Here is a 26490-nt window from a genome sequence, read left to right on the forward strand (position 1 = left end):
TCAGAGCGGCTGAATCAGTTCGGATGGATCAGCGCGGTGGCGATGGCGGCGATTCCTTCGCCTCGCCCGGTCAATCCGAGTCCGTCAGAGGTGGTGCCCGAGACCGACACGGGTGCGCCGGCAGCAGCCGACAGCGCCTGTTGAGCCTCAGCACGGCGCGTGCCGACCTTCGGACGATTGCCGATCACCTGGACGGAGATGTTCCCGATCTCGAAACCCGCGTCACGGACGATGCGGGCCGCCTCGGCGAGCAGCGCCGAACCCGAGGCACCGGCGAATTCCGGACGATCGACGCCGAAGTGCTCACCGAGGTCGCCGAGCCCCGCGGCGGAGAACAGCGCGTCGCAGCAGGCATGGGCGGCCACATCGGAGTCCGAGTGTCCTTCGAGCCCTCGTTTGCCCGGCCACAGCAGCCCCGCGACCCACAGTTCGCGTGCGGGATCGGCGGCGAAGGCATGGACATCGACGCCGGTGCCGATGCGTGGAATGATCTGATTCATCGCGGCTCCTTCGCCGAGTCCGGCGCACCTGGTCCGGGGTCGACAGCTCCGTCACGCATCCGGGCGAGCTGTTCCGCGAGGACGAGGTCGAGCGGATAGGTGATCTTCAGCGCCTCTTCGTCACCGTCGACGGCGACAACCTCAACGCCGACGCGTTCGACGAGCCCCGCATCGTCCGTCGGCAGCACTCTGCCCTGCCGACCTTCCCCGGCTTCCCCGGCCGTCGGATCTGCCTCTGCAGTCGAGCCCGCGCCGTCGGTTGGGCAAGCGTCATCGGTCGTGACAGTGCCATCGGCCAAGCCAGCCCCGTCGGCTGCGAACTCGTCATGGGCCCGCCGGAGCGCCTCGGCGCGGAACCCCTGAGGCGTCTGGACCCGTCGCAGCTCAGCCCGGTCAAGATCGCCCCGCACCACTGCACGCCCGCCGGCGCCCACAGCGACGGCATGATCCGGATTGTCTGGTCGATCCGCGGTGGTTTCATCGCCAGAATCGCCGTGGATCGACCAAACAATCCCATTGGAAGCGCGCTCCGCACCCGTGCCTGCACCTGAGCTCGGATCCGCACCGACGGCCCCGTGCGGAACGACCCTCCGCACGGTGTCGATCATCGGCAGAACCGGAACGACCGCCTCGGCGCCGGATTGCAGCGCGTCGACCACTCGGGTGAACACATCGGGCGGGGTCAGACACCGCGCCGCATCATGAACGAGAACGTACTCCGCATCTCGGTTAAGTTTCAAGGCTGTTTGGACCGAAGAACTGCGATCATTGCCACCTGCTACGGCTGTAATTGAAATTTCGCATTTCATCCGCGTGGCTGCTTCGGCGATTTCTTCTTGCGCCTGCAAAAGAAAATCCTCGGGAGCGGCCACCACGATTGCGGAGGCGACTCCCGAGGAGATGATCGTCTCGAGGCTGCGGGCCAGAATGGTCCGTCCGTTCACACGGACGAAAGCCTTCGGCTCATTGCAACCCAGACGGGATCCCGACCCTGCGGCCGTGATGATGACACAGGTGCTCAGGATGCGAGCACTTCGTCCAGCAGAGCTTCTGCTTCGGACTCTTCCTTCTTCTCGGCCAGTGCGAGTTCGGAAACAAGGATCTGGCGAGCCTTCGAGAGCATGCGCTTCTCACCGGTCGACAGGCCGCGGTCCTGCTCTCGGCGCCAGAGGTCACGGACGACCTCGGCTACCTTGATGACGTCACCGGACTGCAGCTTCTCGACATTGGCCTTGTACCGCCGGGACCAGTTCGCGGGCTCTTCGACGAATTCGGCACGCAGGACGTTGAAGACCTTCTCAACGCCTTCTTCACCGACGACATCTCGCACACCGACCAGATCGCAGTTCTCTGCCGGAACTTCGATCACGAGATCGCCATGGGCGACCTGGAGCTTGAGATACAGCTTCTCCTCACCTTTGATGGCACGTTTCTTGATTTCTTGGATTGTCGCTGCACCGTGATGTGGATAGACAACAGTGTCGCCGACCTGGAAACTCATATTCTCTTCAAACCCCTTTCGCGGAATACCAGTTTACCATGAGGCTCGCCACAGAAATCGTTCAGGGTAGCGAATCTTCATGCTAGGCTCCGCCTCTGCTGCTCGCCGCGATCGGCCCGGCTGCCGCCTCTGCCAGCGAGTACATCGGGAGAGGGCGCATTGCCGAGAAGCTCGGCAGCGAACCTCGACCGACCGCGACGCAGGCCGAACTTCGCTGCCTCTTCACCGAAACTTCAACCGCGACGCGCCCGAGCGTCGCGGAACCTCGTCCACTCCGACCACCCGGTTCTACAGCGGGTCAAAAACCGGGTAGTATACAGACTGATCTTGTATTGCCACTTCAAGGAGCATAATGAAACGGCACAACCGCGCGGCTCTCGCCGTTGCCGCACTCGCTCTCGTTATCCCCGTCAGCGGATGTGCAAGCCTGCTGTCTCCCCATCAGACCGCCGAATACCACTACAACGGCGGCGATGGAGCCTCGGGAGCCGTCGGCGACGTCGAGGTCCGTGGGCTCATGCTCATCACGGATCAGGAGAGCTCCGGTCCGGCTCAGCTGTTCTTCACCCTCATCAACAAGGGTGACTCCACCGCCAAGGTGTCCATCGAGGTCGCCGACACCACGGTGAGCGAATCGATCAAGGCCGGCGACACCTTCGTCCAGGACCCGAAGAGCCCCGAGACCTCGTCCAAGGAAGTCGTCACCGTCGACAGCCTCAAGGCGAAGCCCGGCGACCTCGTCGACATCACCGTCAAGAACGGCAGCGAAGAGAAGGTCATCGAAACCCAGCTCCTCACCGACACCCTGCCGTACTACAACGAGTACGTGCCGTCGGAATCACCGTCCGAGTCCCCGTCGGACATGCCGACCGAGGATGCCGGTTCCGCGGAGGGAACCGCAACGGCCAACGGCTGATCCGTCTTCCTCGAGCACCGGGACCAATCCCGCGCGGGAGCACAGAAGGAGCCGCTCACAGATGTGAGCGGCTCCTTCTGCATTCACGTCCGGCCGGCGATCCCGACCTCACCAACCCGGCTTCGCCGGATGGCGCCCTCAGGCTTCGAACTTGTACCCGAGTCCGCGCACCGTAGTGAGCAGACGCGGCTCCGACGGGTTCTCCTCGATCTTCGCACGCAGTCGCTTGACGTGGACGTCGAGAGTCTTCGTATCGCCCACGTAGTCCTCGCCCCAGATCCGGTCGATGAGCTGACCGCGGGTCATCACGCGGCCGGAGTTGCGCACGAGGATCTCGAGCAGCTCGAACTCCTTGAGCGGCATGGACTGCTCTTCACCACGCACGGACACGACGTGGCGTTCGACGTCGATGCGCACTCCCCCGGCTTCGAGCACGGACTCGTCCTCGAATTCCTCGGTCTCGACATTGCGGCGCAGCACGGCTCGCACGCGAGCCAGCAGCTCACGTGAGGAGTACGGCTTCGTCACATAGTCATCGGCGCCGAGCTCGAGTCCCACGACCTTGTCGATCTCCGAATCCTTGGCCGTGAGCATGATGATCGGCACATTGGACTTCGCCCGCAGCTCGCGGCACACCTCGGTGCCGGAGGCGCCGGGCAGCATGAGGTCGAGCAGGACCAGATCGGCGCCGGTGCGGTCGAACTCCGCCAGAGCCTTGAGCCCGTCATCGGCGACCGTCACCTCGTACCCTTCCTTACCGAGCAGGTACGACAGCGGGTCCGAGAACGAATCTTCGTCCTCGACAAGCAGAATACGAGTCACGTTGTGAGCTTCCTTTGTTCGCTTTCTTCGGTCAGTTCCTTGGGTGGGTCGGCGGTCGCCCCGCCGTCTCCATTATCACCGGAGGGCGCGTCGTTGTCGCCGGCCGGGTCGTCCGCGCCGGACGCGGCGGTTCCGTGCCCATCGTCATCCGCCGAGGCGGTCCCGGTCGAATCCGCGGAATGTTCGATGAGGACCCCTGCCGGGGCCGAATCGGCAGCGGAGGCTTCGGTCGCAGTTCCGGCCAACGGGAGCACGATCGTGAACGTCGAGCCCTTGTTCAGCTGACTCCACACACGCACCTCACCGCCGTGGGTGGCGACGATGTGCTTGACGATGCTCAACCCCAGTCCGGTGCCGCCGGTGATCCGGGAGCGTGCCGGGTCCACTCGGTAGAAGCGTTCGAAGACGCGCTCGGTGTCCTGGGCGGTCATCCCGATGCCCTGGTCGGTCACGGCGATCTCGATGCGCTCGTCGACGAGGTCGACTCCGACGCCGACGCGGGTGCCCTCGGGCGAGTAGTTCACGGCATTGTCGATGAGATTGCGCACCGCGTTGACAAGCAGTTCGTAGTTGCCTTCGATGAGCAGATCGCTCGGCGGGGAGACCTCGATGTGGATGTTCTTGCCTTCCGCCCCGGTCCGGGCACGGTCAGCGGCATCGTCGACCACCTCGGCGACGGAGATCTTCTCGGTCGTCGCGGGAGCGGCGTGGTCCTGGACGCGGGAGAGGTCGATGATCTCCTGCACGAGCTGGGTCAGCCTCTTCGACTCCCGCTGCATCCGCCCGCCGAAGCGTTCGACAGCGGCCGGATCGTCGGCGAAGTCGGTGACCGCCTCGGCAAGCAGTGCCATCGCACCGATCGGCGTCTTGAGCTCGTGGGAGACGTTGGCGACGAAGTCACGGCGGACGGCGTCGACGCGCTTGGATTCGGTCTGATCGTCGCAGAGGACGAGGACGAAGGAGGTGCCCAAGGGAGCGACGCGGGCGTGGAGGTAGCGGATCACGGAGTCGGAGTTCTCCCGTGTCTGCTCGAGGTCGATCTCTTCGATGAGACCGCGCGCGCGGACGCGGCCGACGACCCGCAGCATCTCGGGCGATGCCAGCGAATGCCCCCTGACCAGGCCGAACGTGTATGCGGCCGGCGACGCCTTGACGACGTCGTCACCGGCGTCGATGACGATCGCGGCCGAGGGCAGGACGGCCAGCACTTCGGCGATGCCTTCGGGCAGGTCGTCCTCGGAATGCAGATCGGCAGCATCGCGGGAGCGTTCGCTGAATCGGAACGCAAGAATTCCCGCTATACCCAGGCCCAGGCCGACGACGCCGGTCAGGACCGCCACGACTAAGAGATCCACAGCCTCAAGCTTAGGCGCTGTCCATCGTCCCGGCGCACCGAATTCACTTCTGCTGGAAGTATTTGCCGAGGAATTCACCTTCCCGTCTGGAGTCGTTCACTCGATCGTGCGATGCTGACGTCTGTGTGCCTGCGCTCCCTGCCGTTCCTGCCTTCTGCTTTCCCCCGCTGAGGGTGCGGACCGGAAGCGCCGGCACCCCTCATGACACCATGCACCACCGACAGTCAGTTCCGATTGTCACAATCGAGAGTTAAGGAACCGCAGTTCATGCGCGAAGTCTTCAGAAACGAATTGGACGATCTGGCCACCCAGCTGGTCGGCATGTCCACCAAGGTCCTCGACGCCATCCGCCTGGCCAATCAGTCGCTGCATTCGAATGATCTCGAGCTGGCCGAGCAGGTCATCGAGGCCGACTCCGTCATCGACAATATGCAGTTCACCCTCGATCAGCAGGCCGCCGAGATGCTCGCCCTGCAAGCTCCGGTGGCCGCAGATCTGCGTGCCGTCATCGGTTCGCTGCGGATGTCGGCATCGCTCGAGCGCATGGGCGACCTCGCCCGTCACATCGCCCAGCAGGTGCGCATCCGCTATCCCGAGTCCGCAATCCCCGAGGGCTTCGAATCGACGTTCGCGCGGATGGGCGAGTCCGGTGAGAGGATCGCCGAAGCGACGCAGAGCCTGCTCTCGAATCCCGGCCTGTCCGATGTGCCCACGATCAACGCCATCGACGAGGAGCTCGACGAGCTTCACCTGAGCGTGTTCGGGAAGCTCGGCGAAGCCCCGGCCGGTTCGCTGGCTCCCCGTCATATCGCCGATGTCACCCTGCTCTCGCGCTACTACGAGCGCTTCGGTGATCACGCAGTGTCCGTGTCGCAGAAGGTCGAGTACCTGCTCACCGGAAACTGGGAACCCTACCTGTCGAAGAAGTAGGAACCCGGCTCGAAGAAGCACGAATCGAGCGAAGCGCCCCGACACTGTCGGGGCGCTTCGCGCATTCTGCGCCATGGATTCACTGACGCACCCGAAGCCTCAGCTGGAGGCCGAGACCTCTTCCGGCGCCTGTCTGACGACGATCTTTCGGCGACGTCTGGGCCCGTTCTTGATACCGCGGGTCAGATTCTTGAGCACTCCCGTCGTCACGGCGACACCGAGGAGCAGCAGAACTCCGCCGATGAGTTCGGCGATGCTCGGACGGTCTCCGAGCACGATCCAGGCGGAGAGCACTCCGACCGGCGGGACGAGCAGGGAGAACGGCGCGACCTGCGAGGCCGGGAAGCGAGCGAGCAGCGAGTTCCAGATGACATAGCCGACCAGCGACGCCAGTCCGGCGGTGTAGACGGCCGAGGCCACGACACCCAAGGTCGGGTGCGTGAGTGCATGGGCCACCTCGGTGGGGCCATCGATGAGCGTCGACAGTGCGACCATCGGAATCGGGACGACGAGAGCCGACCACACGGTCATCTGCACGCCGTTCGTGCCGGGTTTCACGCCGCGGGCGATGACGTTGCCCGTCGCCCAGGACAGCGCGGCGCCGACGGCGACGAGGAAGGCGACGATCGGCACGTTCGCCTGCAGGCTCAGACCGATGACGGCCAGGCCGATGAGTCCGATGAGGATGCCGATGATCTGGCGGCGACTCGGGATCTCGTGCAGCACGAGGGCTGCGACGATGACGGTGAACGCGGCTTGGATCTGGATGACGATCGAGGTCAGGCCGGCGGGCAGGCCGAGCGCCATGGAGGTGTAGAGAAGGCCGAACTGGCCGGCCGACATGAAGGTGCCGATGAGGAGTATGCGGCCGAAGGAACCACGGGGGAAGCGGACGAAGAAGATCGCGGGCACCACGACGAAGGTGAATCGGGCGGCGACGAGGAGCAGCGGCGGCCAGTCGCGCAGACCGAGGTCGATGAAGATGAAGTTGACTCCCCAGAGAACGACGACCAGGAGGGCGAGCATGTAGTGGACCGAGCGCATAACTCCAGCATTCCAGCCACGTCGTCAAATTTCCATTGAAAGTCCGTCCACTGTTTCATTAAGATTATTTGATGATCGATACCGTTGCACTGCGCACCCTCGTCGCCCTCGATTCGCTCGGTTCGGTCACGGCGACGGCCGAGTCTCTGGGATATACGCCGGCGGCGGTGAGCCATCAGCTGCAGAAGCTCTCGCGCTATCTCGGTGCACCGGTGACTGAGCGGACGGGCCGCGGCATTGCGCTGACACCGATGGGCCGGGAGCTCAGCCGACGCGGGGCCGGGCTGCTGGAGGAGCTGGAGAGTCTGGAGACCGCGGCCCGAGCGCAGTCAGGTGAGCCGCGGGGACGGATCACGGTCGGCGGGTTCTCGACGGGGATCCGCGGACTGCTCGTACCCGCGCTGCCGCGATTGGCCGCCTCGGCGCCGGAGCTGACGGTGTCGAACTTCGAGGAGGAGCCGGACGAGCTCATCGAGATGGTCACGGCCGGCAGGATCGATGCCTCGCTCGTCTTCGGTTGGGATTCGTCCTCGCTGCACCTGCCCGCGACGCTGATCTCGGAGACGATCACCGTGGATCGGGCCGATATCGTCATGCATCGGGATCATCATCTGGCCGCCTGCACCGAGGTGACCCGCAGCGATCTGCTCGGCGAGATGTTCGTATCGGCGCCGCGCAATGCGGTGTGCCATCGATGGCTGACGGCACTGTTCGAGGAGCTCGGCAGCAAGCCGCAGATCGACTACTGGGCAATCGAGTACGACACGCAGATCGAGTTCGTCCGAGCTGTCGGGGCGTTGGCGCTCGTGCCGCGGTTGGGCAGGCCGCACCTGCCGGCCGATGTCGTGGCGGTGCCGCTCGATGATCCGAGCATTGCCCGCACGATCTCACTGGTGTGGCGGAAATCGATGTCGGCCTCCCCCGCGATCGCCTTTCTGCTCGAAGAGATGAAAGCGATCGCCGGGAAGGCCGACTCGATCGATGCATGAGTGGGGCCGGGGTTCGGCATCCGAGTGTCGTCTCGGCGCCCGAGCCCGAACGGATCCCGCCCCGTCTGCGGTGGGGCCGGGGGTCAGCGCCCCTGGTTGGCGACCTGGCCGATGGCGGCCGCTGCCGCTTCGGCATCGAGGTAGGTTCCGCCGGGGGTGACCGGGGTGAAGTCCTCGGTGAGCTCGTAGTGCAGCGGAATGCCGGTGGGGATATTCAGCCCGGTGATATCGGCATCGGAGATCCCATCGAGGTGCTTGACCAGCGCACGCAGCGAGTTGCCGTGGGCGGCCACGAGCACGGTCTTGCCGACGGTGAGTTCGGGCACGAGGGTGTCGTACCAGTAGGGCAGCAGGCGATCGATGACGTCGGCGAGGCATTCGGTGCGGGGCAGCGCATCGCCGAGGTTGGCGTAGCGGGATTCACCGGCCTGAGAGAATTCCGAGCTGTCGGCCAGGGCCGGCGGCGGAGTATCGAAGGAGCGGCGCCAGGTCATGAACTGCTCTTCGCCGAACTCGTCGCGGATCTCCTTCTTGTTCTTGCCCTGCAGTGCGCCGTAGTGGCGTTCGTTGAGGCGCCAGCTGCGGTGGACGTCGAGCCAGGACAGGTCCGCTGCCTCGAGTGCGATGTTCGCGGTCAGAATCGCACGCTTGAGCCGCGAGGTGTAGACGACATCGGGGATGAGGTCTTTCTCGCGCAGCAGCTCGCCGGCGCGCTTGCCTTCGGCACGGCCTTTGTCGGTGAGGGTCACGTCGACCCATCCGGTGAACAGATTCTTCTGGTTCCATTCGCTTTCGCCGTGGCGCAGCAGGATGAGGTTATACGTCATGGCTCCATTTTGACACGACCGTTCAGTCTCGGTCGCCGACGACCGTCATCACCGCCGGTCTCCTCCGGAGGTGGCCCGCCAATACCCAGCCGCTCCTCCTCGCCGATCGGGTCTCAATTTCTGGGCGTGTGTCTCGAATGACAAAATCGTCGGAGTAGCCTGGATCCATGTCACAAACGCCAGCACATCAGGCTTCCGGAGGCACAGCCGCTCCCGCTGCCGATCGCAGTTCGATCATCGCCGTCACGGCTCTGCCGGTCCTCGTCGTCATTGCGGGAGTGCTCGGGTTCCTGCTGCCCAATGCCTTCACTCCCCTGGCGCCGTCGATCACCTGGGCGCTCGGCGTGGTCATGTTCTTCATGGGCCTGACCCTGACGCTGCCCGACTTCGCCCGCATCGCGAAGCGGCCGTGGATTGCGGTGCTCGGAGTCGTCACTCAGTTCGTGGCGATGCCGCTGCTCGGCCTCCTCGTCGTGACCGTGTACTCGCTTCCGACCGAGATCGCCGTCGGCGTCATCCTCGTCGGCTGCGCGCCCGGCGGCACTGCGTCGAATGTCGTCACCTATCTGGCCAAGGGCGACACAGCGCTGTCGGTGTCGATCACGACCCTGTCGACGCTGCTCGCTCCGGTGCTCACCCCGCTGCTGACTCTGTGGCTGGCCGGTTCGTATATGGACGTGCCGTTCTGGTCGATGTTCGTCTCGATCTGCCAGACCGTGCTCGTGCCGGTCATCGTCGGCGTCCTCGTCCGCGTGTTCGCGTCGAAGTTCGTCGACAAGATCTCGCCGGTGCTGCCGTGGCTGGCCTCGATCGCCATCGCCTATATCGTCTCGATCGTCGTGGCCGGATCCGCGGGTTCGATCGCCACTGCCGGTGTGCTCGTTCTGCTGGCCGTCGTCACGCACAATCTGCTCGGGCTCGGTGTCGGCTACGGTGTGGCCGCGGCCTGCCGTCTCGACACCCCAACCCGTCGCGCGCTGTCGTTCGAGATCGGACTCCAGAACTCCGGTCTGGCATCGACCCTGGCCACCACGTACTTCTCACCGCTGGCAGCACTGCCCGGAGCCGTCTTCAGCGTGTGGCACAACGTCTCCGGCGCCGTGCTGGCCTCGCTCTTCGCTCGTCGTCCCTATGGCAAGCCGCCGGTCGATGCGGCGGGCCGTGAGCCGGCCACTGCCGGAGCGACCTCCGCTGGGATCGCGGGCTGATGACCACCGAGGCAGCCCCGGGCGAGGGCGAATCGGGTCAGGGCGAATCGGGCCGAGGCTTCGACGGGTTCTCCCGTCAGACCCTGGACCTGGCGGGCCGGACGTTCGTCATCCGCCGCGCGAACGAGGCCGATGTGTCGGCCATTGTTGCGCTCCTGCGTGACGACGTGCTCGGGGCCGCCCGTGAGGCCGAGGTCGAAGTGGTCGACCGTGCGGGCGCTGTCGCAGCCGGCGCCGCACCTGCCATCCCCGACGCCGAGGATGCAGCCCCCTATGCTCGTGCGTTCGCGCTCATCGACGCCGATCCCAATCAGCTCCTCGTCGCCATCACCGAAGCAGCAGGACAGGCTGACACGCCAGGCCGGGCCGAGTCAGCCGAACAGGCCGAGTCGGCCGATCAGACCCGATCAGCTGGCCAGACTCACGACGGCACGACCGTCGTCGGGACCCTGCAGCTGAGTCTGCTGCCCAGCCTGTCTCGCCGCGGCACGCTCCGCCTGCAGATCGAGGCGGTGCGAGTCGGCCCCTCGGCTCAGGGGATCGGGCTCGGCACGGCGGTCTTCGAATGGGCTCACGAGTGCGGACGTCGCTTCGGCGCCGGACTCGTTCAGCTCACCACCGATAAGTCGCGCACCGGTGCTCAGCGTTTCTATGACCGACTCGGCTATGTCGCCAGCCACCAGGGAATGAAGCTGCCCCTCGACTGAGACCGGCGCGCCCTCACATCCACTTCACTCCGTCGACCTCGAATTCGCGGATCCGGTGGGCGATCATCTCGGTCAGCAGCTCGGTCGGAATCTCGCCGTCATAGGGCAGTTTGATCGAGCCCTTACCGGTGTCGAAGTCCTGCAGACGGTCGGCGAAGACGTCTTTCGTGCTGGGAGTGGAGACGACGTTCGCGTGCTTCTTGTACCCGGCGAACACGAACAGGATCGAGCCGAGGGCATAGGCGGGGCTGCCCCATTTGAGGCTCTCCTCGGCTCACGGTGCAGCGGCACGACTGAGCTCGCGCAACTGAGCGAGGAAGGCTCGGTGTCGCTCGTCGTCGAATGAGGCAATGTATTCGTCGACGCTCACCGGCTTGGAGGTGGACGCACTCATGGGCGCGAGCCGTCACTCGCACGATCGGCCGACACCGCCGACACCGCCGGGGGTTCGGAATCGCCGTCGCCGAAGGTGCCGAGGAATTCGTTGTCATCCCCGCTGAGCACCTTCTCGAAGGCCGCGAGGTTGCGCGTCGACTCGCCTCGGCCGACCCTCCAGGCCCACTCTTTCTTCATTCCGGTGAGGAACCCGATCTGGAGGAGTTCGTTGAATGAGGAGTCCGCCGTGGCGAGCATCGCCCCGAGAAGTCCGTCGAGCTCATCGAGCAGATGCTCTCGGGGCACGCTCGCCCGCAGATAGACATCGCCGAGGCCGTCGATCGCAAACGCCACCGGCCCGGGTTTGAGGTTCTTCTGCAGCAGCCACCGATTGAATGCGGCCGAGTTCTCGTCTGGATGACGGATGACGAACGCCTGCAGATGGGCGGTGCGAGCGAAGACGCTGATCGCCACGTTCGTCTTGAGCTTCTTCTCCCCCGGCAGGGTGACGACGATCTCGGCATCCTCGATCGAATCGACAGGAACGTCGTTGCTCTCGGCCCAGGAGCGCACTCCGGACAGGATCGCCTCGGTGTCGGTGCTCATGCTCTCTCGCCTTTCGCTCGGCTCTCGTGCTCACCGCCGACTCTAGTCGTTCAGCACGCTCCCAGCGCTTCCGAGCGCCGCGCAGATATGCCGGAGATGTCCGGCACAGCGTCGAGGACGGCTGCGACGGTGTGGCCCCAGTCGAAGCGTTCGGCACGGTCGACGGCATGGCCCGCGAGTTCGGCTCGCAGCTGCGTGTCCTCGAGCAGGGTCTCGATCGCCGTCGCCCAGTGGTGCGGGTTGTGATCGGCGATGAGCAGTCCCGAATGTCCGTGTTCGACGATCTCCGGGAGTCCTCCCACCGCCGAGGCGATCGCCGGCAGACCGGAGGCGGCCGCTTCGGCGGCCACGAGTCCGAAGGATTCGCTGCGGGAAGGAACGATGAGCACGTCCGCGGCCCGGTAGTAATCGACGAGGACGTGGGAGGGAACGGGCGGGCGGACCTCGACGCTGGGTTCGCTCGCGATCGCCGCGGTCAGCTCCCGCAGATACGCCGAGGACGGTCGGACCGCTCCCCCGCCTGCTTCGACGCCTGCCCCCGAGGCGGCTCCGAGGAGGATACCGCGGGTTCGCGAGGCCAGGTGCGGGTTGCGTTCCCGCAGATCGGCCAGGGCGTCGACGGCGACGTCCGTGCCTTTGATGAACTGCATACGCCCGACGTAGAGGACGATCGCCTCGTCCGAGTCGAATCCCAGACGCTTGCGCGCGTCCGACTGTGAGTCCGGTGCGTAGAGCGCGTGATCGACACCCGGTCGGGCGACGACGACCGAGTCGGGGTCGGCGTGGAGTTCCGACACGAGGTCGCGACGTTCGGCGGGGGTGGCGGCGACGAGCAGGTCGGCCTCGGCGGCGATGCGCTCTTCGGCTTCGAGGCGTTGGGGTCGTTCGTGGCTGGTGTCGGAATCGCGGTTCTTCACCGCCCCGATCGTGTGCATGCTCACCGCGATCGGAGCCTGCGCCGCACGGTCCTGCCCGACCCCGACAACGGCGTCGGCACCGCTGTCTCCGGATTCGGTGCCGCTGTCTCCGGACTCGGCGTCGTTGTCGACGGCGTTGTCACGGGCGCGCAGGGCCGCCTCGGCGGAGATCCAATAGTGGCTCCAGATGAGATCGGCGGAGCGGAAGTCGGGGTGGGCATTGAGCAGGTCGGCGAGTTCGTCGATCGCGTCGGCGAGTTCGTCCTTCGTCGCGGCGCCGACCGGCAGGTGGTGGAGGGTGATGGATTCGGTGATCTCCAGCCTCGCGCTCCGACCTACGGAGGGGCCCGCGCCTCGTCCCCGGTCAGCGCCGGCTCCGTCGAAAGCGACTTCTGCACTGCCTCCCGTGCCGTCGAGTCCGCCGGGGTCGGCGGTGAATACGTCGACTTGGTGTCCGGCGGCGGCGAGCGCTCGCACGGATTGGTCGACGTAGACGTTCATTCCTCCGGCGTCGCCCTGGCCGGGTTGGGCGACGGGCGAGGTGTGGAGGGAGAGGACGGAGATGCGCACGGAGACAGTCTAGCCAACGACCTCGGTCGGGTGACCAGCCGAAGCCAGCGCTGAACCGAATCCAGAACCTCACCGAAGAACGTGACTAACCGAAGCCGGCGCCTAATGGAAGCCGGTGCCTAACCGAAGAACTCGCCGAGGATGCGCCGTACGTCATGACGGCCGCGCCACAGGATCGATCCGGCAGGGAGCACCTCGAGGCGGGAGTTCGGAATCGCACGGTGGATGCCTTCGGCGACGGGGACCGGATGTGCTGGGTCGTCTTCGTGGGTGAGCACGAGGACATCGCCCGGGAAGGAGCGCAGGTTCCGGGCTGCCTCATCGGTGTCCGCGACAGCGATTTCGAGGGCGAGTCCGAGTCCGTCGGACATGTCCGTGTGGACGAGGTTCTCGGCCTTCGCCTTCGTCCAGGCTCGCGCGGGAAGCATTTGGGCCACCTCGGCGGGTTCGCGGGAGAGCATGAGGTCGACGATGCCGTCGATGTTCTCATCGGCGACGAGGCGGCGCAGTCTCTCCAGGTGGGAGCCGTTGGCGGCGGCCACCTCGGCGGGGAACCCGGTGAAGGAGGCGGGGAGGACGAGGGCGATCTTGTCGAGGCCGCGGGTCACGGGGTGGGCGATGCTCAGCAGGTGGAGGAGTCCTCCGGCGGACATCGAGACGCCCAGCGCTCGGCTCGCCGAGGTGGTGCTCACGGCGTCGGCGAGCACCTCGGCGATCTGCGGGTAGGTCCAGCCGGGGCCGGGTGAGGGGCGACCGCCGTGGCCGGGCAGGTGGAGGAAGTGGCGGGTGCCGGTGATGCCGGTGCCGAAGGGGCGGGTGTCGCGGATCGCGCCGGCGAATCCGTGGCCGAAGAGGGTGTGCGGCTCGCCGCTTCCGAACGTGGCGATGAAGCCGGATTCGGGGCCCGGCAGGTTGAGGTCGGTGCTCATAGGGTGAGTCTAGTCAGCGTGTGCTGGGCGCTTGCCGATCGGGTCCGCGAATGCAGTTACGGCGTCAAGTCGGTCAGCGGTTGCGGTATCGCGGGTCGACGGCGCGGACCTTCGGGCGCACATCGGTGAGGTAGACGATGCCGGCGACGAGGGCGATGATGTTGAGGAAGATCATGCTCATGCCCATCGGAGGCAGTGCGATGAGGGCGAGCGCGAGTCCGACGCCGAGGAGGATGACCCAGAACTTCTTGCTCTGTTTGTCCACGGCACGGTAGTTCTCGTCCTTGAAGCGGAGGCAGTCGATGAACGCCCAGAGCTGGACGACGAATGCGGCCACCGTCAGGGCAAGAAAGACGAGACGCTGAAAGCCCGCGATGTATTCCATGGTCCCAGCCTAGCAATCTCGGGCTTTCGGGGCAGTTCCGGGCGGGAGATCCTCGGCAATTGCCCACCCGCATCCCACGGCTTTCACAGTGGGTGCCTGCCGTCCCTGCTCAGAGGATCCCGGTGGTGCGGATGAGCGCGCACACGCCCATGCCGATGACGACGGCGAGCAGCATCGGCACGCGCAGAATCGAGGCGAGAACGCCGGCACCGACGCCGATGAGGCGGGCCGGATCGGCGATGTCAGTGCCGTCGAAGACCGCCGTGGTGGCGAAGACGGCGCCGATGAGCACGACCGTGGCCCGGTCCATCCACATCGTCACACGCTCGGTCGAGTCGGCCGAATCACCGGCCCCCGCCGAGGCGGCTGTGCCCTGCCCCGCGACCCCTGCAGGGGCGGTTGTGCCCTGTCCGCCCACGCCTGCGGAGGCGTCGGCCCCCACAGAGGAGTCAGGCCCTGCCGAGGCGGTCGCCGGGGTCCGCCGGCGCCCCTTCGTGGCGATGGCCGCTCCCACCTTCACACCGGCGAAGCGCATGAGATAGGTTCCGAGGCTCAGCCCGGCAAGGGCGATGAGGAAGCTGACGGCGCTCATCGGCGGCTCGCCTCTCGGGTTGAGTGCTGCGAGTGGGCGGCATCGTGCGGGTCTGCGCTGTTGTCGCCTGCGCGGCGGCGACGGATGAACCAGCGCACACCCCAGCCGGCGGCGACGAAGACGAAGACGGACAGCGAGGTCACTGCTCCCAGCCCGAGCGGCAGCAGCGGGGTCAGGCCCACGGCGATGAGGATGCCGATGACGGTCAGCGAGAGTGTGACTCGGTTCTTCAGGTCCCCGCGGATGAGGCAGAAGAGGATGATCGGGAAGGCCGCATCGAGTCCGAGCAGGTCCGCGTTGATGACATTGCCCAGCCACTGCCCGACCATGGCACCGCCGGGCCACATGATGGCGATTGCGGCGCCCATGAGCAGGAACGCATGCCATTTCGCCCGGTCGTTGTGCCCGAGGCGCGAGATCGCGGTGGATTCGTCGTTGATCCAGTGGGAGGCGATGAGAGCTCGCCAGTCCTGTGGGAAGAAAGGGCCGACTGCGACGCCGAAGGCGAAGTTCCGGGAATTGACGAGGAGACCCGCCAGCACCGCGAGGATCGGGGCACCGCCGGCGGCGATGACGCCGACGAAGGTGAATTCGGCGGCGCCGCCGAGAGCGAACATCGACAGCAGCAGAGTCTGCCACCAGGCGAATCCGGAGACCGCGGAGATCGCCCCGTACGACAGCGCGACTGCGATGATCGTGACGGTGACGATGGCGACCGCACGATAGGTCGAGCCGGGGAGCACCCGATCAGCCGTGCGAAATAATGAACCCATGTTCTATACAGTGCACCCTCGACCATCGTTCGTCAACCCGAACGGCCTAACCGCTATAGTGAACCCATGACTTCTCGAAGCAACGACGATTCGCTGAATGACGCTCAGGGCAGCTCCGACCCCGAGTCCGCTCCCAGCGCCACCGATTCCGACGCCACAGCGCCCGGCCCGTCGCTCTCACCGAGTCAGCAGATCGCGGCGGCGCTGAAGCGCGAACGACTGCGCGCCGGGCTCTCCCTCTCCGAGGTCGCCAGGCGCGCCGGCATCGGCAAGTCGACGATGTCCGGGCTTGAGACGGGAAGCGGAAATCCGAGCCTGGAGACGATGTGGGCTCTGGCCGCTGCGCTCGACATCCCCCTTGCGCGCCTGCTCGACCCGCCCCCGCACGAGGTCGCCTTCCAACACGTCGGCGATATGCCCAGCCTGCCCTCGACCACCGCGAACTATGTGGCCACCCTGCTCTCGCCGTCGCCGACGAATGCCCGACGCGACGTCTACTTCATCCAGGCCGAACCGGGTGAACCCAGGGAGTCTCAGCCGCACCCGCAGGGCACGATCGAGCATGTCATCCTCGGCCGCGGGGCCGCACGCATCGAGGTGCTCGGGAAGTCCTACGACTTGGGTGTCGGCGACTACCTCACCCATCCGGGCGATCAGCCTCATCGCTTCACGGCTCTGGAACCGGGCACGAACGCCGTCTTCGTCGTCGAAAGCAGCTGACCGCCTCGACGGCTATTCGACGGCCGGCCCGTCTTCCTCATCGGCGTTCACTGCCAGCGGTGGAAGCCGGGACTGGGCCTCCTCACGAGTGAGTCCCGCGGCCTGCAGCAGGTCGACGGCGACAGTCCGCAGGAGCAGGACCATCGACTCGTCGTGGATGTCCCAATCGGGCTTCGCTCGCGGATCCAGAGCCCCCGCCGCTTCGGACAGGGCCGCCTCGGCGAGGGAACGGTCGGTGCCGCGGCGCAGAGCGATCTCGAGCTTCTTCGCACCGTCGGCCAAGGATCCGACGTAGTCGGCGATGACGGGTTTGGCGACGCCGAGCTCGGTGATGCCGACGACGCGGCGGGCGATGACTCGCATGGTCCGCATCGCGCGGTCGGAGAAGGTGTGGGCACGTGACAGGCGGGTGACTTCGGCCGCATGCCGGCGGGCACGTGCGTTGATCTTCGCGGCTTCACGGGAGATCCGCAGGGATGAACCCCAGGAGTCGATGATGTCCTGGGTTTCGCGAGCACGCTCGAGGGCTCGTCCTGCCATCGTCACATCGGCTTCGCGCAGGGCTCGTTTCATCATCCTGAGGACTGCGTCGACCTCCTCGAGCATGTCCGCGGCCAGGCGACGCGGAGCCTTTCGAGCGTCGCGCGGGATCAGCAGTGCCAGGAGGATGGCGCAGACGGATCCGGTGAGAGCGTCGAGGGTGCGCGGGAACGGCATGGTGGTGGCGCTGGCAGGGACTACGACGACGTAGACGGATTGGACGGCGATCTGGGTGATGAAGATGCCGCCGGAGTTCAGTATCGTGCCGATCGTCAGGCCGATGATCAGAGTCAGGGCGAGCTGCCAGATGCCGGAGCCGTAGAAGTTGACGAGTATCTCGCCCACGAGCACCCCGAACGTCGCTCCGATGCCGATCTCGAGGGCGCGGCGCAGGCGACGGTCGACGACGGGGCCGATGCCGACGGCGGAGGCGACCGCGGCAAGGAACGGATACGGGTGGCCGAGCACATAGACGCAGAAAGCGTAGGCGGCGGTCGCGGCGATGGGGATCTGGATCAGCTGACCGGAGTTCACCCACACACGCTTGAGCCCTAAGCGCAGGCGGTGGGCGACGACGTTGAACCCCCGCCGAGGCAGTTCGCTGACCCGATTGTCCGCCATCAGTCCCCTCTGCCGTTCGCCGGTGCTGTACTCAGAATACCGGAAATGTGGCATGCTAAAGTCTGTCCGCCGAGGAGGCTATTGAATGACAACGAATCTCACCCGAAGCGAAGCGCAGAGCCGAACACAGCTGCTCGAGGTCGATTCCTACTCAGTCCATATCGACGTCAGCAACGCCGAAACCGATGCCGACACGTACCTGTCTCGCACTGTCGTCGACTTCTCCGCCCGCTTCGTCGATTCGACATTCATCGACCTCATCGCCGACTCCGTGACCTCAGTTCTGATCAATGGTGAGAGTCTCTCCCCCGCCGAGGTCTTCGACGGCGCCCGAGTCACGTTCCCCGTCCGCGCCGGCCGCAATTCCCTGACGATCGAGGCGCAGGCCCGCTATTCCACCTCGGGCGAGGGTCTGCACCGGTTCACTGATCCGGCCGACGGCAAAACCTACCTCTATACACAGTACGAACCCACCGACGCCCGTCGCGTCTTTGCGAATTTCGACCAGCCCGACCTCAAGGCCGAGTTCATCTTCACGGTCACCGCTCCCGCACATTTCCAGGTTCTGTCGAACCGGGCCGAGGCGCGGACGGAACCGGCCGATGGTGCGGCGGGGGCCGCCTCGGCGGGATTCGAGCCTGCGAACGGATCTGCCTCGGCGGCCGCGGTCACCCATTACTTCGAACCGACGCTCAAGCAGTCGAGCTACATCACCTGCATCACCGCGGGCCCCTACGAGGGGGCGACGGACGAGTGGACGGATCCGCGCACCGGGCAGACCGTGCAACTGGGCGCCTGGACGCGCGCGAGCCTCGTCGACCACCTCGACGCGGAGGACATCTTCGGCGTTACGAAGGCGGGCCTCGACTTCTTCACCTCCGAATTCGACTACCCCTATCCATGGGGAAAGTACGATCAGATCTTCGTTCCCGAGTACAACCTCGGCGCGATGGAGAACCCCGGTCTGGTGACGTTCACGGACAATCTGATCTTCCGGGACAAGGTCACGGACGCGAACTACGAGTCCCGTGCCAATGTCATCCTGCACGAGATGGCGCATATGTGGTTCGGCGATCTCGTCACGATGAAGTGGTGGGATGACCTGTGGCTCAAGGAATCCTTCGCCGATTTCATGGGCGGGCTCGCGCTTGCCGAGGCGACGCGGTTCACCGATGGGTGGGTGACCTTCGCGTTGCGCCGCAAGGCGTGGGCGTACACGCAGGACCTGTATCCGACGACGCACCCTATCGTCGCCGACATCCCCGATGTCGAGGCCGCGAAGCTCAACTTCGATGGCATCACCTATGCCAAGGGCGCATCCGTGCTCAAGCAGCTCGTCGCGTTCGTCGGCCGGGAGGCTTTCTTCGCCGGTTCGCGGCTGTATTTCAGACGGTTCGAATACGGCAATACCGAGTTGGCTGATTTCCTCGAATGCCTCGCCGAGGCGGCTCCCGACCGGGACATCGCGAACTGGGCGGCCGCGTGGCTGGGGACGTCCGGAGTCTCGGAGCTGTCCCTGCAGCTCACGACGGCAGACGGTTCGTCTGGGTCCCCGGATGGGTCGGCAGGGTCCGCGGACGGGTCAGCTGGGTACTCGGCCGGATCCGCGGTCGGGTCGGCCGTGTTCTCCCAGGGTGGGGCCGGGACCGGGGCCGAAGGAGGTTCTGCCGGTACCGATGCCGCCGCGCAGAGCGCGGGACGCGGGAAGCTCGTGGCTTCGAGCTCGGGCGCAAGGCTGCGCAGCCCGGATGCGGTCGGCGACGATTTCGACGGGGCTGCCGGGGACGCTCACGAGGCAGGGCCCGGGTCGAGCGGCAGGACAGAACCGCCTCGGCGACGGTCCGGTTCGGAGAAGGTCACGGGTGCCACGATCACTCAGTCCGATTCGGCCGAGGGCACAGCCCTGCTGCGGCCGCACACGATCGAGATCGCCACGCTCGGGCGGTCGGGGCGGGCGATCGTTCCCCTCGATTCCTTCCGTTTCGAGTTCTCGACCGAGTCGGCCGACGTCGAGCAGCTGATCGGTCGCAGCGCCGGCGTGATCACTCTGCTCAATTACAACGACCTGGACTATGCGCGGGTGCGCCTCGATCCGGAGTCGACGGAGGCGGCGGTCACCTCGGCGTCGCGGATCACGGATCCGCTGTCACGGGCCCTGGTGTGGTCGGCCTTGGACAATGCGGTGCGCGATGGGCTCATGCCGGTGCAGAAGTACCTCACCGCCTATGCCCGCAGCCTGGGCAAGGAGAGTCATGCCGGGATCATGGCGGGGCTCAGCCAGACCGCTCTGACCTGCATCGATCAGTGGGTGGCGGACCGGAATTTCGATGCCGCGATCATGGGGCTTCTGGGAGCGGCGTTGGATGCGTTGGCGGCGGCGAAAGCAGGGTCGGATGCGCAGCTGCATCTGGCCAACCTCGTATTGGCGCTGACGTCGCGGACGGCCCGCTGCGCCGCCGGCAGTTCCGCGGTGGCTATGGGGCGTGGGTTCGCCAGCCAGATCCTGACGGTGCCGGTCGGTGAGGAGATCGACCGGATGTATGCCGGAGCTCCCGGGCAGGCCGGTTCGGCTGATCGGGCTGGTTCGGCTGGGCAGGCCGGTTCGATGAGCCAGTCGGCCGAAGCTTCCGGTGGTGCCCGCACGGGTCGCGGCGCCGAGCATTCGACTGCGACGCTGCCGTTCCGGGGTCTCATCAATGATCATGCGCTGCGATGGAATGCGCTGACGGCGCTCGTCTGCCTCGGGTGGGCGGATCAGACGGATATCGCGCGGGAGAATCATTCGGATCCCAGCTCTTCGGGTCGACTTCACGCCGAGACGGCCAGTGCCGCACTGCCTCTGCCGATCGTCAAGATTCGTGCCTGGGAGGCGATCCGCGAGGCGGGAGCGCTGAGCAATGATGTTCTGTCGGCGATCATCGCCGGGTTCATCGCGCCGAGCGCGATGCCGCTCGTCGAGGAGTATGTCGATGAGTACTTCGATGGTCTGCTCGGGTTCTGGACGGACAATTCGATTGAGATCGCTCGCCGCCTGGTGCTCGGCCTCTATCCCCGGTGGTCCGTCGACGAGGAGGCTGTGGTCGAGAAGACCGACGCATGGTTGGCCGCCAACGACGATGCACCTGCGGCTCTGCGCCGGCTGGTCATCGAACGTCGGGATGATCTGGCCCGTGCCATCTTCCTGAAATCGACTCAGAGCTCGCGGCACTGACCGGCGGTCGCCTCGGAGAAACCATACGGCGGTCGCCTCGGTGGGCGAGTTTCGATGAAATCGGGTCGCCGGTCATTCCGGTCGACTCTGCTCGATAGCCGCCTCGGCGGGCACCTCTCCCCAGGCCAGGCCCCTCCCCTCCCCTGGCCAGGTCTCTCAGCAATCGCCATGCTCAGCAGACCTGGCGATGCTCCCCAGCTAGAGCCGTGCTCAGCAACCTTGGCGATGTTCCCAGCTAGGCCCTACTGAAATCATTGATGGCCGGTGCCCTCCTCAGGGCACCGGCCATCAGTGTGTCGGCTGGTCACTCGACTGAACTGGTCAGGTCCTGGTTGGAACCGGGACCATCTGACTCGATCCAGATCAGAGGATGCGGCGGGCTCCGGAGAATTCGTTTCCGGTGTCCCACTTCTTCCAGTCGGTGATGTAGACGTCTTTCGACGCGTTCGGCGAGTGGATCATCTTGCCGTCGCCGACGTACATTCCGACGTGATGGACTGTTCCCGAGCTGGTCGAGAAGAACAGCAGGTCTCCGGGCTTGAGGTTCGACGAGGAGACAGCCTTGCCCGCCTTCGCCTGTTCTCCCGAGTCGCGAGGCAGATCGATGCCGTGGGCTTTGTAGATGGAGTAGGTGAATCCGGAGCAGTCGAATCCGTAGGCGGAGACTCCGGCCCACAGGTAGCGCAGGCCCTCGAACTGCTTCGCGGTCTTCACGAGGTCTTTGCCGCTGGGCTTCTCGGGTTTGTCGCCGACGTCGTAGACATCCACGTCATCGATGTCGATCCAGGCGGCTCCACCTCCGGGGAGAGCGACGCGGACATCATCGACGTCCTGGGCGATGAGCGGCAGGTCGACGTTGAAGCTGACGTCGGCACCAGTGTCCTTGGTGAATTCGATGCCTTCGAGTTCGCTCTTGGGCTTCGTGACCACTGCGCGGGGCTGGTCTTCGGCGAGCTTTCCGAAGCGGTCGTTTTCGACCAGCTGCTTCTTGGGCAGCCAACCCGGGTAGCCCTTCTTGTTCTTCGGGGTCTTCTGGTCGGTCACGGCGACCTTGGCCCAGCTGCCCTTGGTTTCGAGGACGGAGACTTCCGAACCGTAGGTTGCCTGTGTCTCGGTTTTTCCAGTCAGGCCCCGGCGCACATCGGTGGATTCGAGGTTCTTGTTCCACTTCTTGAGGTCGACGGGGTGCTGGAGCGCGGGCTTGTCGACCTTGCGAGGGGCCTTCGGGTCGGTCCACAGTGTCGCGACCGTGACATCGACGTAGGCGGTCTCGCCCTTTTCGATCTTGCCGTCGGTGATTCGTTCGAGTTCTTGGCCGGGCACGACATCAGCGGAGATGCCGGACGTTTTTGCGGCGTCAGTCGACGACAGATTGCTCGACAGTGCGGGAGCACCGGCGCCGAAAACCAGTCCGACCCCAAGTGCTGCCGAAACAGCAATTTTGGTACGCATTATTTCTCTTTCGGTCTGCAGGCCGGGGCCCGCGTGGGGGAAGTCTCCGAAGGTGCGCGAGCGCATTCGGCGTACAGCATTCGCCTCCGTTTCGACCTCTCCGCAAGGAGCGGCCTCGCCGTAGACGAGGTTCTGCACGGTGTCGATTCTACTGGCTGTCACACGACTGTCAGCTTTCATGACACTGTGACAGGATAACGCGGACTGGTCGTGGATTGAAGTCCACTTGCCCGAATCGATGCTGAGCTGAGACTTCGGCCCGGTGCCGATGGCCGATATCGGCCCCGATCGGAACCGGGGACAGACCTCAGCCAGGTGTCACATATCGGTGCCTGCATCAGCGACGCCGGAAGCTCCGGTGGAGCCGAGGAATTCCGTGGCAAGCAGGTCGATCGTCTGAGTCCGTCCTGGGTCTTCGCGTACGTCTTCGCCTTCCACGGCACCCGCAATCGGCTGAATCATGATCTCGTCGACCTCGAAGCGCTCGGCGAGTTCCTCGAGCTGCGCGGACACGGATTTCGTGTCGCCGATGATCCAGTTGCCGGAGAGCTCTTCGCCGACCATACGCTCTTGGTCGGTCATCACCGATCGCACGTCGTCGCCGGCCAGGTGCAGCTTCTCCATCGGTCCGCCGGTGCGCATTCTGGCCATCTGCAGCATGAATGGCTCCGAGCGCAGCCGCGCTTCTTCCTCGGTGGGTGCTGCGACGACGTTGGCCGTGACAAAGGTCTGCGGCTTGTCTCCGTAAGCGCCAGGCGTGAAATTGTCGCGGTAGATCTTCATTCCGGTGGTGGCACCCGATGCGAAGTGGTTGGCGAAGACATAGGGCATGCCGAGTTCAGCTGCCAGCCTGGCCGAGTAACCGGATGAACCGAGCAGCCACGGCAGCGGCTGCGTTCCCGGAGCTGCCGCGGGCGTCGCCTTGAGCACATGTTCGCGTCCACCGTGAAGCGGAACTCGCATCCCCTCGGGCCGCATGAGGCTGAGAGTGTCGATCACGTGCTGGGGGAACTGTTCGACGGGATCGATTGCTCGTCCTTCACGGTCGACCATCCGTCCTTCACCGAGGTGGCCGCGCATTGCCGCCGAAGTGATCGGGTCCGTCCCCGGTGCGCGACCGATTCCCAGATCGATGCGGTCGCCGTAGACAGCGGAGAGCAGAGCGAACAGCTCGGCGACCGCCAGCGGGGCGTGATTGGGAAGCATGACTCCACCGGAACCGAGGCGGATCTGCTGTGTTCCCTGGCCGAGGTGCATGAGTTCGGGCCCTGGCATCGTCGATGCGATCGAGGGCATGTTGTGGTGCTCGGCGACCCAATAGCGGGTGAATCCGAGCTTGTCAGCCGTGTCGATGATCTGCTTTGAGGCGGCGAAGGAGTCTGCTGTCGTCTGTCCTGTACGGACAGGAACGAGGTCAAGGATCGAAAGCTTCATAACGAGGCAACAGTGCATGTGAGAAGAACATTCCGTTCCCCGCGGACCACGCCGCCGATGAACCGCACCATTGGTCTCGGCCACGTGTCCCGCGAATAACTGTCACATTGCCGGGGTTTTGCCAGCCGAACCCAAGTGCTTGTCAGCTGAACCTAAGTGCTTGTCAGCCGAAGAGAGTCTCTCCGATTTCCCGCGCGATGAACCGTGCGTGGAGCACCGGTTCTTGTGCTGGATCGATGGTCGCCGGTGGCACCCACGCGGGCCGACCGTCGATGAGCATTCTGCAGTCCCAATCGGTGTAATCAAGCAGGTGGTGATGCGCTGAACAGGCCAAAGTGAGATTGTTGACGTCAGTCTTGCCGTTCTGCGCCCATGGGACGATATGGTGCGCTTCGCACCAGCCGGGAGGAGTGTCGCATCCGGGGAACGTGCATCCCTGGTCACGGCTGGCGAGAATTGCCAGCTGTTTCTCTGTGGCCAACCGTCGTGCTGTCGCGAGTGCCAACGATTTCGCTCTTTCGCCCATGAGGTGGAAGAAGACCGATCCGTTCAGTCCTTCCAGAGCAGCGGAATCGATCGGGAACGGCGTTTCGACTCCCGTGACGGCCTTGCCGGTCTGGTTCGCCAGATCTTCCGCCTTGGCTGTGACGACCAGTGCGTAGGCCGCTCCGGCCTTGATGCGGTTCATTTCGATGTTGCCGATGACGCTGGAGAAACGCTCGTAGATGCGACGCCGGACACTCGGCTGCTCAGCGGCCATCGTCACCAGTGAGCCGTCCTGCCTCACCCCGGCTCCCTGCGGGATCTCACCATTCGCGCCGACCTGTGGCGGGGTGAAGTCGAGCGAGGGGTCGAGACAGTCCGAGCGGTCGCCGCGCAGGACCTCCGTATAGACGTCGACGACTTCCTGGTCGAGGTCGCTCACACTGGCACTGCCGCTTTCGACTGCGGGGCGGGCGTCGTCGGCAGAACGGGTATCATCGGTGGCGCTCGCTCCGTCGATTGGGCGTTCGCCATCCGCGGGAGCGGCATCGATTCCCGCCGCATTCGCGCACCTGTCCTCGTCCGACTGAGAATCGGTTTTGATGCGCGAAGTCAGCAGGCCGTTGAGGATCCCACCGGTCTCCTCGTCGTGGCGACCTTTGAGGGTCCACGTTCCGTCCTTCGCCTGGCGCAGGTTGACAGCGAAGCTGTCCCGGTCTGCCGCTTCTTTCGGTTCTTGGCCGTCGGGATCGATCCAGCCCAGGATCTCTTCGAAGAGTGCATGGATATCGCAGACGCGAACCGCCTGAGCCTTTTCGACGAGCAGGCTTTCAGCCTTGATCTTGTCGTCCTCCGATACGTTCACAGGCAGGTTCTTCAAACATTTGGAGATCGTCGACGCCTGGTTTGCCGAGAGCACTCCTTCACGAAGGGCAGCTGCGAGAATCGGAAACTGCGCCTCGATCGATTCCCCGCTCATGCTGGTCCGCTTTCCCAGGCACTCAGCGAGCTGAGTGCGGCGATAGGCCTCTTGTGCAGACAGGTTGAGCCGATGTTGGACCAGCGCCTTCGTCGTCTTCGCCCCGTAGTCGCGGGGCGTGCCGACACGTTCGAACACGGAGAGGGTCACGACCGACAGGGACTCCGTCAGACGGTTCAAGGTCTCAAGACCATCGAGAAGAGTCACCGCGTCATCGGGCCCCATGGGGCGAGTGAAGTCGTGGAGCCCGTCGAGCAGGCCCTGCAGAGCGCAGATGCTTTCTGTGACTTCCGGGGCTGCGTGCTTCAAGTCTGACCAGCGAAACTCGTCGAGCAGGGGATGCGTGTCAGCTTCTGAGTCATAGCGTTCGGCGAGTGCCTTGTGTCGCTCCGCGCGTTCTACCTCAGCGATACGTTCGGCTTCTTTCTGCGCCCGCTTCTTCGCCTCGTACCGCTCAACGTGGGCGTTCCACTCCGCTCTTTCACGCGCGAGTTCTTCGTCCTCTGCGCGAGCCTGCGGGTTCTTCTTCAGGAACTCCTCACGCTCCGCAGCTCGCTGTGTCTCACGTTCTTCGCGCTTTGCCTTCATCCACGCGCTTTGGCGTGCTTCGATCTCTTTGATGCAGGCCTGGACCTCTGCCTCGGTCTCCGGCATCGTCGTCCTGCTCGACCAGGGCCCCTGCCCGGCGTGGATATCGCCGTTCGGAAGAGCAGGCACAGCTGCGTCAGCCTCGATAGCGGTTGCTTGACCGCCGCCTGACGCAGCTGCGCCGCCGTCGACGACTGCATCGCTGCCGTCCTCGACGGCGTCATCCTGTCCGTCACCAGCTTGGTCGGCGACCGCCTCGCCGTCGGCCAGGTTGTCGGCGATCCCGTCGAATCTGTCGGCGAGAGGATGACCGGTCAGATCGAATCCGGCCTCAGCGAGCAGCTCCCGGTAAGTCGACCTGGAGGAGTCACTGTCGGCAGACCGGGCAGAAGAGCCGGCCGCAGTTGGAGGGAGGTCACTGGGCGGTGAACCTTGAAGGGGTGGTGCCTGCGAAGCCTTTCCCGCTTCGCAATCATCGTGCTCGTCGTACCTTCGGTCGGGGATGAGAGCCATCTT

General features: G+C 65.1%; 24 protein-coding genes and 1 pseudogene. 7 read left to right on the forward strand and 18 right to left on the reverse strand.

Annotated elements, in window-relative coordinates; all coding sequences use genetic code 11:
- Positions 1-14: 14 nt before the first annotated feature.
- The 3 genes from ispF to HK108_RS05240 are packed head-to-tail and all read right to left on the reverse strand — an operon-like array spanning position 15 to position 2001.
- Positions 15-500: a 2-C-methyl-D-erythritol 2,4-cyclodiphosphate synthase gene (ispF, locus tag HK108_RS05230; protein ID WP_181270761.1), complete on the reverse strand. Its 486-nt coding sequence runs from the start codon at positions 498-500 to the stop codon at positions 15-17.
- Entirely contained in the window at positions 497-1525 is a 1029-nt protein-coding gene (locus tag HK108_RS18780; RefSeq protein ID WP_309136067.1) for an IspD/TarI family cytidylyltransferase, read from the reverse strand. Before HK108_RS18780 ends, ispF begins: the two co-directional genes overlap by 4 nt.
- A complete protein-coding gene (locus HK108_RS05240; protein ID WP_025779034.1) occupies positions 1519-2001 on the reverse strand; it encodes a CarD family transcriptional regulator in 483 nt (160 codons plus the stop codon). Before HK108_RS05240 ends, HK108_RS18780 begins: the two co-directional genes overlap by 7 nt.
- Before the next feature lie 352 nt (positions 2002-2353).
- Here HK108_RS05240 and HK108_RS05245 point away from each other — a divergent pair, with 352 nt between their 5' ends.
- Positions 2354-2917 carry a hypothetical protein gene (locus HK108_RS05245; protein ID WP_181270762.1) on the forward strand — a complete coding sequence of 188 codons (564 nt, stop codon included), beginning with the start codon at positions 2354-2356 and terminating at the stop codon, positions 2915-2917.
- 138 nt (positions 2918-3055) lie between these two features.
- Here the strand turns inward: HK108_RS05245 and HK108_RS05250 are convergent, their stop codons facing one another.
- Both HK108_RS05250 and HK108_RS05255 read right to left on the reverse strand, forming a co-directional pair.
- On the reverse strand, positions 3056-3739 hold the full coding sequence (locus HK108_RS05250) for a response regulator (RefSeq protein ID WP_039208435.1): 684 nt from the start codon (positions 3737-3739) through the stop codon (positions 3056-3058).
- On the reverse strand, positions 3736-5094 hold the full coding sequence (locus HK108_RS05255; protein ID WP_181270763.1) for a sensor histidine kinase: 1359 nt from the start codon (positions 5092-5094) through the stop codon (positions 3736-3738). The genes HK108_RS05250 and HK108_RS05255 overlap by 4 nt, the downstream gene beginning before the upstream one ends.
- Before the next feature lie 267 nt (positions 5095-5361).
- Between HK108_RS05255 and phoU the strand changes: the two genes are divergently transcribed.
- Complete coding sequence (gene phoU / locus HK108_RS05260; RefSeq protein WP_139468122.1) at positions 5362-6024, forward strand: phosphate signaling complex protein PhoU; 663 nt, start codon at positions 5362-5364, stop codon at positions 6022-6024.
- 99 nt (positions 6025-6123) lie between these two features.
- On the opposite strand, the gene HK108_RS05265 is transcribed toward phoU, so the two are convergent.
- The gene (locus HK108_RS05265) at positions 6124-7068 is read right to left on the reverse strand and encodes an EamA family transporter (RefSeq protein ID WP_181270764.1); all 945 of its coding nucleotides are present in this window, start codon (positions 7066-7068) and stop codon (positions 6124-6126) included.
- A gap of 71 nt (positions 7069-7139) precedes the next feature.
- Between HK108_RS05265 and HK108_RS05270 the strand changes: the two genes are divergently transcribed.
- On the forward strand, positions 7140-8057 hold the full coding sequence (locus HK108_RS05270) for a LysR family transcriptional regulator (RefSeq protein ID WP_181270765.1): 918 nt from the start codon (positions 7140-7142) through the stop codon (positions 8055-8057).
- Positions 8058-8140: 83 nt separating this feature from the next.
- Here HK108_RS05270 and HK108_RS05275 read toward each other — a convergent pair whose 3' ends face one another.
- Complete coding sequence (locus HK108_RS05275; RefSeq protein ID WP_181270766.1) at positions 8141-8884, reverse strand: phosphoglyceromutase; 744 nt, start codon at positions 8882-8884, stop codon at positions 8141-8143.
- A 167-nt stretch (positions 8885-9051) separates the two neighbouring features.
- Between HK108_RS05275 and HK108_RS05280 the strand changes: the two genes are divergently transcribed.
- The gene (locus HK108_RS05280; protein WP_229663980.1) at positions 9052-10092 is read left to right on the forward strand and encodes a bile acid:sodium symporter family protein; all 1041 of its coding nucleotides are present in this window, start codon (positions 9052-9054) and stop codon (positions 10090-10092) included.
- Positions 10092-10799: a GNAT family N-acetyltransferase gene (locus HK108_RS05285; protein WP_181270767.1), complete on the forward strand. Its 708-nt coding sequence runs from the start codon at positions 10092-10094 to the stop codon at positions 10797-10799. Before HK108_RS05280 ends, HK108_RS05285 begins: the two co-directional genes overlap by 1 nt.
- 13 nt (positions 10800-10812) lie before the next feature.
- On the opposite strand, the pseudogene HK108_RS18785 reads toward HK108_RS05285, so the two are convergent.
- The 7 genes and pseudogenes from HK108_RS18785 to HK108_RS05320 all read right to left on the reverse strand — a co-directional run.
- Positions 10813-11061, reverse strand: a pseudogene (locus HK108_RS18785) (iron chaperone); the annotation flags it as partial.
- Positions 11062-11189: 128 nt separating this feature from the next.
- Positions 11190-11780, reverse strand: a complete 591-nt coding sequence (locus tag HK108_RS05295; RefSeq protein WP_181270768.1) for a YbjN domain-containing protein — start codon at positions 11778-11780, stop codon at positions 11190-11192.
- A 50-nt stretch (positions 11781-11830) separates the two neighbouring features.
- A complete protein-coding gene (locus tag HK108_RS05300; protein ID WP_181270769.1) occupies positions 11831-13267 on the reverse strand; it encodes a glycosyltransferase in 1437 nt (478 codons plus the stop codon).
- A 119-nt stretch (positions 13268-13386) separates the two neighbouring features.
- Positions 13387-14196 carry an alpha/beta fold hydrolase gene (locus HK108_RS05305; RefSeq protein ID WP_181270770.1) on the reverse strand — a complete coding sequence of 270 codons (810 nt, stop codon included), beginning with the start codon at positions 14194-14196 and terminating at the stop codon, positions 13387-13389.
- A gap of 73 nt (positions 14197-14269) precedes the next feature.
- Complete coding sequence (locus HK108_RS05310) at positions 14270-14581, reverse strand: DUF2516 family protein (RefSeq protein ID WP_092010787.1); 312 nt, start codon at positions 14579-14581, stop codon at positions 14270-14272.
- 109 nt (positions 14582-14690) lie between these two features.
- A complete protein-coding gene (locus HK108_RS05315; protein WP_181270771.1) occupies positions 14691-15173 on the reverse strand; it encodes an AzlD domain-containing protein in 483 nt (160 codons plus the stop codon).
- The gene (locus HK108_RS05320) at positions 15170-15946 is read right to left on the reverse strand and encodes an AzlC family ABC transporter permease (protein ID WP_181270772.1); all 777 of its coding nucleotides are present in this window, start codon (positions 15944-15946) and stop codon (positions 15170-15172) included. The genes HK108_RS05315 and HK108_RS05320 overlap by 4 nt, the downstream gene beginning before the upstream one ends.
- 66 nt (positions 15947-16012) lie before the next feature.
- On the opposite strand from HK108_RS05320, the gene HK108_RS05325 reads away from it, so the two are divergent.
- Positions 16013-16666, forward strand: a complete 654-nt coding sequence (locus HK108_RS05325; RefSeq protein ID WP_181270773.1) for a helix-turn-helix domain-containing protein — start codon at positions 16013-16015, stop codon at positions 16664-16666.
- Between the two features lie 12 nt (positions 16667-16678).
- On the opposite strand, the gene HK108_RS05330 is transcribed toward HK108_RS05325, so the two are convergent.
- Complete coding sequence (locus HK108_RS05330; protein ID WP_139468111.1) at positions 16679-17827, reverse strand: FUSC family protein; 1149 nt, start codon at positions 17825-17827, stop codon at positions 16679-16681.
- Positions 17828-17912: 85 nt separating this feature from the next.
- Between HK108_RS05330 and pepN the strand changes: the two genes are divergently transcribed.
- Positions 17913-21038, forward strand: a complete 3126-nt coding sequence (gene pepN, locus HK108_RS05335; RefSeq protein WP_181270774.1) for an aminopeptidase N — start codon at positions 17913-17915, stop codon at positions 21036-21038.
- 363 nt (positions 21039-21401) lie between these two features.
- Here pepN and HK108_RS05340 read toward each other — a convergent pair whose 3' ends face one another.
- The 3 genes from HK108_RS05340 to HK108_RS05350 form a co-directional block, all read right to left on the reverse strand.
- Positions 21402-22490 (reverse strand): C40 family peptidase, encoded by a 1089-nt coding sequence (locus tag HK108_RS05340; RefSeq protein WP_139468109.1) that lies wholly within the window; start codon positions 22488-22490, stop codon positions 21402-21404.
- 318 nt (positions 22491-22808) lie between these two features.
- Positions 22809-23924, reverse strand: a complete 1116-nt coding sequence (locus tag HK108_RS05345; protein WP_139468108.1) for an LLM class flavin-dependent oxidoreductase — start codon at positions 23922-23924, stop codon at positions 22809-22811.
- Between the two features lie 163 nt (positions 23925-24087).
- Positions 24088-26487: a DUF222 domain-containing protein gene (locus HK108_RS05350; RefSeq protein ID WP_181270775.1), complete on the reverse strand. Its 2400-nt coding sequence runs from the start codon at positions 26485-26487 to the stop codon at positions 24088-24090.
- Between the last annotated feature and the right edge of the window lie 3 nt (positions 26488-26490).

The sequence above is a fragment of the Brevibacterium sediminis genome, assembly GCF_013623905.1.
Lineage (GTDB): Bacteria > Actinomycetota > Actinomycetes > Actinomycetales > Brevibacteriaceae > Brevibacterium > Brevibacterium sediminis.